Origin of the sequence: Paucibacter sp. JuS9, assembly GCF_044043925.2 — a bacterium.
GTDB lineage: Bacteria > Pseudomonadota > Gammaproteobacteria > Burkholderiales > Burkholderiaceae_C > JAUASW01.
Genome location: NZ_CP194172.1, coordinates 2,385,644 through 2,398,116 on the forward strand (window position 1 = coordinate 2,385,644; position 12,473 = coordinate 2,398,116).

9 protein-coding genes are annotated in these 12,473 nt (G+C 63.2%); 8 read left to right on the forward strand and 1 reads right to left on the reverse strand.

Features of this window, described 5'->3' with window-relative positions:
• Window positions 1-4 precede the first annotated feature (4 nt).
• Genes ABT392_RS10680 through ABT392_RS10715 form a run of 8 tightly spaced genes read left to right on the forward strand, consistent with a single transcriptional unit; the run spans window position 5 to window position 11,345 of the window.
• Window positions 5-1,303 (forward strand): MFS transporter, encoded by a 1,299-nt coding sequence (locus ABT392_RS10680; RefSeq protein WP_334275828.1) that lies wholly within the window; start codon window positions 5-7, stop codon window positions 1,301-1,303.
• Window positions 1,304-1,332: 29 nt separating this feature from the next.
• Complete coding sequence (locus tag ABT392_RS10685) at window positions 1,333-2,985, forward strand: MFS transporter (protein ID WP_334275829.1); 1,653 nt, start codon at window positions 1,333-1,335, stop codon at window positions 2,983-2,985.
• Between the two features lie 26 nt (window positions 2,986-3,011).
• Window positions 3,012-6,794 carry a nitrate reductase subunit alpha gene (locus tag ABT392_RS10690; protein ID WP_334275830.1) on the forward strand — a complete coding sequence of 1,261 codons (3,783 nt, stop codon included), beginning with the start codon at window positions 3,012-3,014 and terminating at the stop codon, window positions 6,792-6,794.
• Entirely contained in the window at window positions 6,791-8,314 is a 1,524-nt protein-coding gene (narH, locus tag ABT392_RS10695; protein WP_334275832.1) for a nitrate reductase subunit beta, read from the forward strand. Before ABT392_RS10690 ends, narH begins: the two co-directional genes overlap by 4 nt.
• 8 nt (window positions 8,315-8,322) lie before the next feature.
• The gene (gene narJ, locus ABT392_RS10700; RefSeq protein WP_395385782.1) at window positions 8,323-9,027 is read left to right on the forward strand and encodes a nitrate reductase molybdenum cofactor assembly chaperone; all 705 of its coding nucleotides are present in this window, start codon (window positions 8,323-8,325) and stop codon (window positions 9,025-9,027) included.
• On the forward strand, window positions 9,024-9,743 hold the full coding sequence (narI, locus tag ABT392_RS10705) for a respiratory nitrate reductase subunit gamma (protein WP_334275834.1): 720 nt from the start codon (window positions 9,024-9,026) through the stop codon (window positions 9,741-9,743). The genes narJ and narI overlap by 4 nt, the downstream gene beginning before the upstream one ends.
• Before the next feature lie 19 nt (window positions 9,744-9,762).
• Window positions 9,763-10,629, forward strand: a complete 867-nt coding sequence (locus tag ABT392_RS10710) for a peptidylprolyl isomerase (protein WP_395385781.1) — start codon at window positions 9,763-9,765, stop codon at window positions 10,627-10,629.
• Window positions 10,630-10,640: 11 nt separating this feature from the next.
• Window positions 10,641-11,345 carry a carbonic anhydrase gene (locus ABT392_RS10715; RefSeq protein WP_334275836.1) on the forward strand — a complete coding sequence of 235 codons (705 nt, stop codon included), beginning with the start codon at window positions 10,641-10,643 and terminating at the stop codon, window positions 11,343-11,345.
• Between the two features lie 413 nt (window positions 11,346-11,758).
• On the opposite strand, the gene ABT392_RS10720 is transcribed toward ABT392_RS10715, so the two are convergent.
• Window positions 11,759-12,466 carry an ABC transporter ATP-binding protein gene (locus ABT392_RS10720; protein WP_334275837.1) on the reverse strand — a complete coding sequence of 236 codons (708 nt, stop codon included), beginning with the start codon at window positions 12,464-12,466 and terminating at the stop codon, window positions 11,759-11,761.
• Window positions 12,467-12,473 lie beyond the last annotated feature (7 nt).

Sequence of the window (12,473 nt, forward strand, 5' to 3'; positions counted from 1 at the left end):
GTTCATGAGCGCCAACAACCCAACAACGACAAACGGCTCGAGTTCCGGCAAGGCCCTCTCGGTGCTGATCGTCAGCACCCTGGCCTTCACTGTGTGCTTCATGGTGTGGATGATGTTCGGCGTGATCGGCATCCCGATCAAGAAGCAGCTGGGCCTCAATGCCACCGAGTTCGGCCTGCTCACCGCCACGCCGGTGCTGACCGGCTCGCTGATCCGCGTGCCACTGGGCATCTGGACCGACAAGTACGGCGGCCGCATCGTGTTCTTCGCGCTGATGCTGGCCTGCGTCATTCCGATCTGGATGATGAGCTACGCCACCGCCTACTGGCACTTTCTGGTGATCGGCCTGTTCGTTGGCCTGGCCGGCGGCAGCTTCTCGGTGGGCACACCTTATGTGGCGCGCTGGTTCCCGAAGAGTCGCCAGGGCTTCGCGATGGGTGTGTTCGGCGCCGGCAACTCGGGTGCGGCGGTCAACAAGTTCGTCGCCCCCGGGCTGGTGGTGGCTTTCGGTTGGACCATGGTGCCGCATGTCTATGCCGCAGTGCTGCTGGGCACTGCCATCCTGTTCTGGTTCTTCAGCCACTCGGATGACAAGCATCTGGTGGTCAGCAATGCGAGCTTCATGAGCCAGCTGCAGGCGTTGAAGGACCCCAAGGTGCTGAAGTACTGCCAGTACTACAGCATCGTGTTCGGCGGCTATGTGGCGCTTAGCCTGTGGATGGTGCAGTACTACGTCGGCGAGTACGGCCTGGACATTCGCGTGGCCGCGCTGCTGGCGGCTTGCTTCTCGCTGCCCGGCGGCGTGCTGCGCGCGATCGGCGGCTGGATGAGCGACAAGTACGGCGCACACAGCGTCACCTGGTGGGTGATGTGGGTGAGCTGGATCTGCCTGTTCCTGCTGTCCTACCCGCAGACCGACTTCACCGTGATGACGGTTAACGGCGCCAAGACCTTCCACATCGGCTTGAATGTCTATGCCTTCACCGGCCTGATGTTCATCCTCGGCATCGCCTGGGCCTTCGGCAAGGCCAGCGTCTTCAAGTACATCAGCGACGACTATGGCCAGAACATCGGCGCCATCAGCGGCATCGTCGGCCTGGCCGGCGGACTGGGCGGCTTCGTGCTGCCCATCATGTTTGGCGCCCTGATGGACCTCACCGGCGTGCGTTCCAGCGCTTTCATGCTGATGTACGGCGTGGTCTGGGTCTCGCTGATCTGGATGTACTGGACCGAAGTCCGCAAGACCCACGTGATGGGCAAGGAAGCGCCTGAAGGCCCCTTCAGCCGCTCCTTCCAGCGCTGAACAACGCAACTCAACCGGAGTTTTCACTCATGAATACCAGCACCGCCGGCGCCCGCACGTCCGGCCCGCAAGGCGCCGGCGATATCGCCGACTGGCGCCCCGAGGACGAGCAGTTCTGGGAAAACACTGGCAAGAAGATCGCCTACCGCAATCTATGGATCTCGATACCCGCCCTGCTGTGCGGCTTCGCGGTCTGGGGCATGTGGGGCATCATCACCGTGCAGATGCTCAACCTGGGCTTTCCCTTCAGCCAGGCCGAGTTGTTCACGCTCACGGCCATCGCCGGCATTTCGGGTGCGACCATGCGCATTCCGGCCAGCTTCCTGATCCGCATGGCTGGCGGCCGCAACACCATCTTCCTGACCACGGCCATGCTGCTGGCACCGGCCATCGGTACAGGCTTCGCGCTGCAGCACCCCGAGTGGCCGCTATGGGTATTTCAGCTGATGGCACTCTGGTCAGGCGTGGGCGGCGGCAACTTCGCTTCGTCGATGTCCAACATCAGTACCTTCTTTCCGAAGCGTCTGCAGGGCACGGCGCTGGGGCTGAACGCGGGCCTGGGCAACTTCGGCGTGACGACCATGCAAATCGTCATTCCTCTTGTGATGACGGTCGGACTGTTCGGCGCGCTGGGCGGTGAGTCGAAGTCACTCTTGAAGGACAGCGGCTGGATCTTCGGCAAGATTGCCGCCGGAACGCCCACGTGGATTCAAAACGCTGGCTTCGCATGGGTGCTTTCGCTGGTGCCCTTGTCCATCCTTTGCTGGTTCGGCATGAACAACCTGAAGACGGTGACGGCCGCCGCCGGTTCACCGATCAGCGCTTTCCTGAAGATCGTCTACCTCTACTCGCTGGCCTTCATCCCGTCGATCGGGATGCTCTACCTCTACCTGCCAGCACCCACGGGCCTGGGCCTGCTGAACATGTGGGTGGCGATCCCACTGGACATCATCGCTGCACTGCTGGTGATGAAGCTGGCTGCCTTCGGCACGATGAAGGAAAACGTCGCCAAGCAGTTCGAGATTTTTCGCAACAAGCACACCTGGGCAATGACGGCGCTCTACGTCGTGACCTTTGGCAGCTTTATCGGATTTTCGATGGCCCTGCCGCTGGCGATCACGGTGATCTTCGGCTTCATCCACGCGCCTGACGCAGCCGGCGTGATGCAGCACACGGTCAAGAATCCCCACGCGCCATCGGCCCTGACCTACGCCTGGATCGGGCCCTTCGTGGGCGCTGCAGTGCGGCCCATCGGCGGTTGGATTTCCGACAAGGTCGGCGGGTCCATCGTGACCCAGATCATCTCGGCCATCATGGTGTTCGCCTCGGCAGCCGTGGGCTACGTGATGATGCAGGCCTACGGCTCGGCCACACCCGAACAACACTTCCCGCTGTTCATGGGCCTGTTCGTTCTGCTGTTTGCCGCCAGCGGCATCGGCAACGGCTCAACCTTTCGCAGCGTCGGTTTCATCTTCGACCGCCAGCAAGCTGGCCCGGTGCTGGGCTGGACCTCGGCAGTGGCTGCCTACGGCGCCTTCATCGCACCGGTGCTCATCGGCCAGCAAATCAAAGCCGGCACACCTCAATTCGCCTTCTACGGCTTCGCGGTCTTCTACGCCGTGTGCCTGATCCTGAACTGGTGGTTCTATCTGCGTGCCAATGCGTACGTGAAGAATCCCTGATACCCGAGAAGACAAGGAAGCAAACCATGAGTCACTTTCTCGACCGCCTGAGCTACTTCGCTCAACCGAAAGAGGACTTCGCCGACGGCCACGGCCGCACCACGGGCGAAGACCGAACCTGGGAAGACGCGTACCGGGCCCGCTGGGCACACGACAAGATCGTGCGCTCCACCCACGGCACCAACTGCACGGGCTCCTGCTCGTGGAAGATCTATGTGAAGGGTGGCATCGTCACCTGGGAAACCCAGCAGACCGACTATCCGCGCACCCGCCCGGACCTGCCCAACCATGAGCCGCGTGGCTGTGCCCGCGGGGCCAGCTACAGCTGGTATCTCTACAGTGCCAATCGCGTCAAGTACCCGATGGTGCGTGGCTCGCTGCTCAAGCACTGGCGCGCCGCGCGCGCTGTGACCAAGACGCCGGTGGACGCCTGGGCAAACATCGTCGAGAACACGGAGCAGCGCCGCGAATGGCAGCAGGACCGCGGCCTGGGCGGCTTTGTGCGCTCCAGCTGGGACGAGGTCAACGAGATCATCGCCAGCGCCAATATCTACACCGTCAAGAAGCATGGGCCGGATCGCGTGATCGGCTTCTCGCCGATTCCGGCCATGTCGATGATCAGCTATGCCGCCGGCAGCCGTTACCTGAGTTTGCTCGGCGGCGTCTGCATGAGCTTCTACGACTGGTACTGCGACCTGCCGCCGGCCAGCCCGCAGATCTGGGGCGAGCAGACCGACGTGCCCGAGAGCGCCGATTGGTACAACAGTAACTACATCATCGCCTGGGGCTCCAACGTGCCGCAGACGCGCACACCGGACGCGCACTTCTTCACCGAGGTGCGCTACAAGGGCGCCAAGACGGTGGCGATCACGCCCGACTACGCCGAGATCTCCAAGCTGGCCGACATCTGGATGCACCCCAAGCAGGGCACCGATGCGGCGATCGCGATGGCCATGGGCCATGTGATCCTGAAGGAGTTCTACTTCGACAAGCGGTCCACGTATTTCGACGACTACGCGCGCCGCTACACCGACCTGCCGCTGCTGGTGAAGCTGAAGAAGCAGACCACACCGGACGGCCGCGCTCTGCTGGTGCCTGACCGCTATCTGCGCGCCAGCGACTTCGGCGGCAAGCTGGGCCAGGACAACAACCCCGAGTGGAAGACCGTGGCCTTCGATGCCAGCGGCAAGGTGGTGCTACCGAACGGCTCGATCGGCTTCCGCTGGGGCGCGGGCGAGCGCCCCGACCTGGGCAAATGGAATCTGGAGTCCAAGGAAGCGATCCACGACGGCGATGTGAAGCTCAAGCTCTCGGTGCTCGAAGATGGTGCCCAGGCACATCAGGTGGACGAAGTGGGCTTCCCCTACTTCGGCGGAATCGACACACCGAACTTCAAGAGCAACAAGCAGCAAGACGTGATCTCGCGCCGGGTGCCGACTGTCAGCCTCAAGCTGGGCAAGCATGAAGACGCCGAGGAAGTGCTGGTGGCCACCGTGTTTGACCTGCAGGTGGCGCAGTACGGCATCAGCCGTGGTCTGGGCGATGACGCGCCGAACAGCTACGACGACAACAAGCCCTACACCCCGGCCTGGGCCGAGAGCATCACCGGTGTGAAGCGCGAGCAGATCATCACCGTGGCGCGCCAGTTCGCCGACAACGCCGACAAGACGCATGGAAAGTCCATGGTGATCATCGGTGCGGCGATGAACCACTGGTACCACGCCGACATGAACTACCGCGGCATCATCAATATGCTGATGATGTGCGGCTGCATCGGCCAATCGGGTGGCGGCTGGGCGCATTACGTGGGCCAGGAGAAGCTGCGCCCGCAGACCGGCTGGACAGCGCTGGCCTTTGCGCTGGACTGGATCCGCCCGCCGCGCCAGATGAACTCCACCAGCTTCTTCTACGCCCACACCGACCAGTGGCGCTACGAGAAGCTGGACGTCGCCGAGGTGCTCTCGCCCCTGGCCGACAAGGCCCAGTTCGGTGGCAGCCTGATCGACTACAACGTGCGCGCCGAGCGCATGGGCTGGCTGCCTTCGGCGCCGCAGCTGCAGACCAACCCGATGCAGGTGGTCAAGGACGCACAGGCCGCCGGCATGGACGCCAAGGACTATGCGGTCAAGGGCCTCAAGGACGGCTCGCTGCGCATGAGTTGCGAAGACCCGGACCACCCGGCCAACTGGCCGCGCAATATGTTCGTCTGGCGCTCCAACATCCTGGGCAGTTCGGGCAAGGGACATGAGTACTTCCTCAAGCACCTGCTGGGCACCACCAATGGCGTGCAGGGCAAGGACCTCGGCAAGGACGACGCCAAGCCGCAGGAAGTGGAATGGCACGACAAGGCGCCGGAAGGAAAGCTGGACCTGCTGGTGACGCTGGACTTCCGCATGAGCACCACCTGTCTGTACTCGGACATCGTGCTGCCCACCGCCACCTGGTACGAGAAGAACGACCTCAACACCAGCGATATGCATCCCTTCATCCACCCGCTATCCACGGCGGTGGATCCGGCCTGGCAGGCGCGCAGCGATTGGGAGATCTACAAGGGCTTCGCCAAGAAATTCAGCGAGCTGTGTGTCGGCCATCTCGGTGTCGAAAAGGAGATCGTGCTGACGCCGCTGATGCACGACAGCCCGGCCGAGCTGGCCCAGCCCTTCGGCGTGTCCGAATGGAAGAAGGGTGAGTGCGAGCTGATCCCCGGCAAGACCGCGCCGCAGATCGCGGTGGTCGAGCGCGACTACCCCAACCTCTACAAACGCTTCACCGCCCTTGGCCCCTTGATGAACAAGGTGGGCAATGGCGGCAAGGGCATCGGCTGGGACACCAAGACCGAGGTCGAGCAACTTGGCGACTTGAACGGCCTGGTGCGTGACGAAGGCGTCACGCAAGGCATGCCCAAGATCGAGACGGACATTGACGCGACCGAAGTGGTGCTGCAACTGGCTCCCGAGACAAACGGCCACGTGGCCGTGAAGGCCTGGGAGGCTCTGGGCAAGCAGACCGGGCGGGACCATACCCATCTGGCGCTTCACCGCGAGGACGAGAAGATCCGCTTCCGCGACATCCAGTCGCAGCCGCGCAAGATCATCAGCTCGCCGACCTGGTCAGGTCTGGAGAGCGAGAAGGTCTCGTACAACGCCGGCTACACCAATGTGCATGAACTGATTCCATGGCGCACGCTGACGGGCCGCCAGCAGTTCTACCAGGACCACCCCTGGATGCAGGCCTTCGGCGAGGGCTTCAGCAGCTACCGCCCGCCGGTGGACTTGAAGACCCTGGTCGAGGTGCAGGGCATCAAGAGCAATGGCAACAAGGAGATCGCGCTCAACTTCATCACGCCGCACCAGAAGTGGGGCATCCACAGCACCTACAGCGACAACCTGATGATGCTGACGCTGAATCGTGGCGGCTCGGTGATCTGGCTCAGCGAGGACGACGCGGCCAAGGCCGGCATTGTCGACAACGACTGGGTCGAGCTGTTCAACGCCAACGGCGCCATTGCGGCCCGCGCGGTGGTGAGCCAGCGGGTCAATCCGGGCATGGTGATGATGTATCACTCGCAGGAGAAGATCATCAACACCCCGGGATCCGAGATCACCGGCACGCGCGGCGGCATCCACAACTCGGTGACCCGCATCGTCACCAAGCCCACGCACATGATCGGTGGCTACGCGCAGCTGAGCTACGGCTTCAACTACTACGGCACCATCGGCACCAACCGCGACGAGTTCGTGCTGGTGCGCAAGATGGCCAAAGTGGATTGGATGGATGAGGAAAGCGCAAATCAAGGAGCACACGCATGAAAGTCCGCGCGCAAATCGGCATGGTGCTGAACTTGGACAAGTGCATCGGCTGCCACACTTGTTCAGTCACCTGCAAGAACGTCTGGACCAACCGTCCGGGCATGGAATACGCTTGGTTCAACAACGTCGAGTCCAAACCCGGCATCGGCTATCCCAAGGAGTGGGAGAACCAGGACAAGTGGCATGGTGGCTGGATCCGCAAGGCCAATGGTGAGATTGAGCCGCGGCAGGGGGGCAAGTGGAAGCTGTTGATGCGCATCTTCGCCAACCCTCACCTCCCGCAGATCGACGACTACTACGAGCCCTTCACCTTCGACTACGACCATCTGCAGTCTGCGCCGAAATCCAAGGCCGCACCCACTGCGCGACCGCGCAGCCTGATCACTGGCCAGCGCATGCAGAAGATCGAGTGGGGCCCGAACTGGGAAGAGATCCTGGGCGGCGAGTTCGCCAAGCGCAGCAAGGATGCGAACTTCGAGAACGTCCAAAAGGACATCTACGGTCAGTTCGAAAACACTTTCATGATGTACCTGCCCAGGCTGTGCGAACACTGTCTGAATCCGGCGTGCGTGGCATCGTGCCCCTCGGGCTCGATCTACAAGCGCGAGGAAGACGGCATCGTGCTGATCGACCAGGACAAGTGCCGCGGCTGGCGCATGTGCGTCTCGGGCTGCCCCTACAAGAAGATCTATTACAACTGGCAGAGCGGCAAGGCCGAGAAGTGCATCTTCTGCTATCCGCGCATCGAGGCCGGCCAGCCGACCGTGTGCTCGGAAACCTGCGTCGGTCGCATCCGCTATCTGGGCGTGCTGCTGTATGACGCCGACCGCATCCAGGAGGCCGCCAGCGTCAAGGACGACAAGGACCTCTATCAGGCCCAGCTTGACATCTTCCTTGATCCGAACGACCCGCGCGTAATCGAGCAGGCCCGCAGGGATGGTATTCCTGAAGCCTGGCTGGAGTCGGCCCGCAAGAGCCCGGTCTACAAGATGGCGGTGGACTGGAAGGTGGCCCTGCCGCTGCACCCCGAGTACCGCACGCTGCCGATGGTCTGGTATGTGCCGCCGCTGTCGCCGATCAGCTCGGCCGCCAACGCCGGCCATATCGGCGTGAACGGCCAGATCCCGGACGTCAAGCAGCTGCGCATCCCCGTGCAGTACCTGGCGAACATGCTCACCGCCGGCGACGTGAAGCCGGTGGAGCGGGCGCTGGAGCGCATGCTGGCGATGCGCGCCTACCAGCGCGGCAAGCATGTGGACGGCGTCGAGGACAAGACGGTGCTGGACCAGGTGGGTCTCTTGAAGAACGAAGTCGAGGACATGTACCAGACCATGGCCATCGCCAACTACGAGGACCGCTTCGTCATCCCGACCACGCACCGCGAATACGCCGAAAACGCCTACGACCTGCGCGGCGGCTGCGGCTTCAGCTTCGGCAACGGTTGCTCGGACGGGCAGACCGAGACCAGCCTGTTCGGCGGCGCCAAGAAGCGCACCATCCCGATCAAGACCACGGTCTGAGGAGAATCATGATGAGTTCAAAGAACCACCCGATCTCGCTCAGTTGCCGCGTGCTGGCGCGCCTGCTCGACTATCCCAGCGACGAAATGCTGGCTGTGCTGCCCGAGTTGCGCGAAGCCCTGCACCAGGAAAGCGCATTGAGCCCGGCGCGGCTGGCCGAACTGGATGCACTGGCTGCAGTGCTCGCACGCGGCGAGAGTTACGCGGTGCAGGCTCGTTATGTCGAGAGCTTCGACCGCGGCCGTGCCACCAGCCTGCACATGTTCGAGCATGTGCACGGCGACTCGCGCGAGCGAGGGCCTGCCTTGGTTGACCTGGCCAAGACCTACGAGCAGGCGGGCGTCTTCTTCGATGCGAAGGAGCTGCCCGACTACCTGCCTGTGGTGCTGGAGTTCGCCTCCACGCAGCCGCCGGCAGTGGCGCGCGAATTTCTGGCCGAGATGGCGCACATCCTCAATGCCATCCACAGCGCCTTGATCAAGCGCGACAACCTGCCCTATGCCGCTGCCATCGGTGCGGTGCTGGAGCTGGCCGGCGAGAAACCGCAGGCCGTCAGCATCACCGTTGACGAGCCGCTGGACGAGGCTTGGCTCGAGCCTGCCGCCTTCGACGGCTGCTCCAGCAAGGGCCAGAGCAAGCCCGGCGCGCCGCAGCCCATCTACATTGTCAGGAAGACCGCGTCTTCCGCAGCTTCCCAAGGAGTGCGTCCATGAACTCGCTCAATTTTGCCTTGTTCGGTCTCTATCCCTACATCTGCCTGGCCGTGTTCCTGCTCGGCAGCTTGATCCGCTTCGACCGCGACCAGTACAGCTGGAAGAGCGACTCCTCGCAGCTGCTGCGCGCCGGCTCGCTGCGCTGGGGTTCCAACCTGTTCCACGTCGGCATCCTGGTGCTGTTCTTCGGCCATACCGTCGGCATGCTGACGCCGCACTTCGTTTACGAGCCCTTCATGAGCGCCGGCGCCAAGCAGCTGATGGCGATGATTGTGGGCGGCGTCGCTGGCGTGTTGGGCTTCATCGGTGTCAGCCTGCTGCTGCACCGTCGCCTGTCGGACGAGCGCATCCGCCGCAACTCAAAGACTAGCGACATCGTGCTGCTGCTGCTGCTGTGGCTGCAGCTGGCCCTGGGCCTGGCCACCATCCCGCTGTCGGCCCAGCATCTGGACGGCGGCATGATGATGAAGCTGGCCGAGTGGGCGCAGCGCATCGTCACCTTCCGCGGTGGCGCGGTGGAACTGCTGGCGGAAGCCGGCTGGATCTTCAAGCTGCACATGTTCCTGGGCATGAGCATCTTCCTGGTCTTCCCCTTCACCCGTCTGGTGCATGTGTGGAGCGGCTTCGGCACGTTGGCCTACATCGTCCGCCCCTACCAGATGGTGCGCAGCCGGCGAATCAATCTGCCCGCCAATCACACGCAATCGCAACGCTAAGAAAAAAAAGGAGCTCATCATGGGACAACAAGGTGGATGCGGAAGCGGCAGTTGCGGTTGCGGCGGATCGAGCCAAAGCAGCGACACCGCCACAGCGCTGATGGAGGAGGCTGCTGCCTCAGTGCTCGCGACAGTCAACGGCGTGCCTCTGCACGGCGCTGGCGAGTCGCCCGACCCTGAAGCGCTGCGACAGCGCGCCTACAGCGAGTTGCTCCGCCAGACTGCGCAGCGCTCAGGGCTTCTGGCGGTGGGCGACCTGCCGGCGCTGGATGGCGTGCTCAGCGAAGCGGCCTCCCAGGCCATTGAAAAGCTGTTGGCCAGGGAGTTGCAGCTACCCCAAGCTGACGACGCCGCCTGCCAGCGCTTCTATGAAGCGCATGCGGCACGCTATCAACTGGGCGAGCGCACGCTGGCCAGCCACATCCTGTTCGCCGTCACGCCCGGCGTAGACGTGGACGCCCTGCGTCGCAGAGCCGAAGGACTGCTGGTGAGCCTGCGCTGCGGCAGCAGCGAAGACTTCGCACGCGCTGCCGCTGAGCAGTCGAACTGCCCCAGCGGCGCCGAAGGCGGCGCCCTGGGCTGGCTGGGCCGCGAGGACTGCGCGCCGGAATTCGCCGCCGCGCTGTTTGCTCAAGACGAGGCGAATGCGCATGTGGGCGTGCTGCCGCGCCTGATCAGCACCCGCTTCGGCTTCCACATCGTCCGGGTCGACGAACGCCAACCCGGTGTGCAGCAGCCCTTCGAAGCGGTGCGTGGCGCGATTGCCCAGACGCTGGCCCAGCAGGCTTATGTGACGGCGCTGCGCCAGTACCTCAATCTGCTGGCCGGTGCAGCCAAGATCGAAGGCTTGGCGCTCGAAGGCGCCGACTCGCCGCTGCTGCAGTAACCGAGGCCGCAATGCCCGACGAACTGCTGTCCCGCCTGCGGCGTTTCAATACGGACTTCTTCCCGCAATACCAGGACCGTTTCAAAGACCTCGTCGAGCAGGGACAGCACCCAACCACCCTCTTCATCGGCTGCTCGGACTCACGCCTGGTTCCATACATGCTCACGGGCGCCGGCCCAGGGGAGTTGTTCCTGGTGCGTAATGTCGCGGCTTTCGTGCCCCCGTACGATGGCTCGGCCGGCCACCACGGCACGGCAGCCGCAATCGAATATGCGGTGCTGGCGCTGAATGTGCAGCACATCATCGTCTGCGGCCACAGCCATTGTGGCGGCATCCGTGCTCTCTATGGCGAGGTGCCTGACGAAGCCAGCAACCTGAAGGCCTGGCTGGAACTGGGCCGGGAGGCCTGCCTGCCCGTGCAGCTCAGCGACGAAGCGCTACACCGCACGGAAGAGCGCTCGGTTGTGCTGCAACTCGAACGCCTGATGGACTATCCGATGGTGCGCTCGCGCGTCGAACGCGGAGAGTTGGCCCTGCACGGCTGGCACTATGTGATCGAGGCCGGAGAGGTGAACGTCTTCGACGTGCATCAGGGTCGCTTCGTACCGGCATCAAGTTCAGAGCACAGCGGAACAGGCCCGTACAGCCTGACTCCGGTGCACGATGGCGTGAGTCCGATCTTCAACGAAATTGACGAGGCATGGCGCCCCCGATAGAAGTCGATTTCTTGGAACCGGACCATCACAGATGGCCTGCCAGGTTCTCGCTCTCACACAACCTTGGCAGGAACTCAAGCTGGCTATCATCGTGTCCGGACGTCCGTCGCTAACGTGCGGTCCTCGGCTAAGCTCCGGGCCGTCGAGGAACCGCCTGGGAGACATATGCGGCCTAAGCAAGAGCCCTGAACCATTTGGCCACCTGGTATGGTCAGCCGCGTCTACTTCCAACCGGTCTCGGCCGCCGTCGCGCCACGCCTAGAGGCTTGCGTTGTAGGCTGGTTCAACGCAGGCGCCCATGCCCGACAACAGATCAAAGCGCACGGTCTGCGGTTTTCACTCGCAGCTTTTACTTGCAGGTCTCGCTAGGACGTCTCCACGCGCGATATTTGGGCTCATCAGGGCAATCCTGATCAAAGGCTCAGCCCTTGCCCAGCCTCTTCGTCAGTTCGGCCGTCCCGGATTTGATAAATCCGCTTGAAGGTGGGGATGATCTTCTCATCGTGCGTCACCACGATGATGGCGGTATGGAACTGCGTCGCCATCTGGTTGAGGATGCGAGTAACCGCCAAGGCCCGCTCACTGTCCAGAGGAGCCGTGGGCTCATCAGCGAGGATCACCGGCGGCCGGTTGGCCAGAGCCCGCGCGATCGACACACGCTGCTGTTCGCCGCCCGATAGTTCGGACGGTTGCGCCTTGGCGCGGTGCCCAACATCCAGCGCCACAAGCAGTTCGAGTGCTCGCGCGCGAGCCTCACTGTTCGAGCAACCAGCCAGCATCGGCAACAGGGCAACGTTGTCGGTGACGTCCAGGAACGGAATCAAGTAAGGTGCTTGAAACACGAAGCCGATACTGTCGCGGCGCAACGCTCGAAGGTCGGGGATCTTCCAGCCATGGTCATAAATGGTCTGCCCGCCCAGGATCATGCGCCCCCCCGTCGGCTCGATGACGGCGCCCAGGCATTTCAGCAGGGTGCTCTTGCCCGAGCCCGAGGGGCCGATCAGTCCCACGACCTCGCCGGGCGCTACGACCATATTGACGTCTTTCAGCGCGTCAACCGCCGTGTCGCCTTCACCGTAACGCTTGCGCAGACCTTCTATGCGGATGCCGGTTTCGCTCACATTGGCC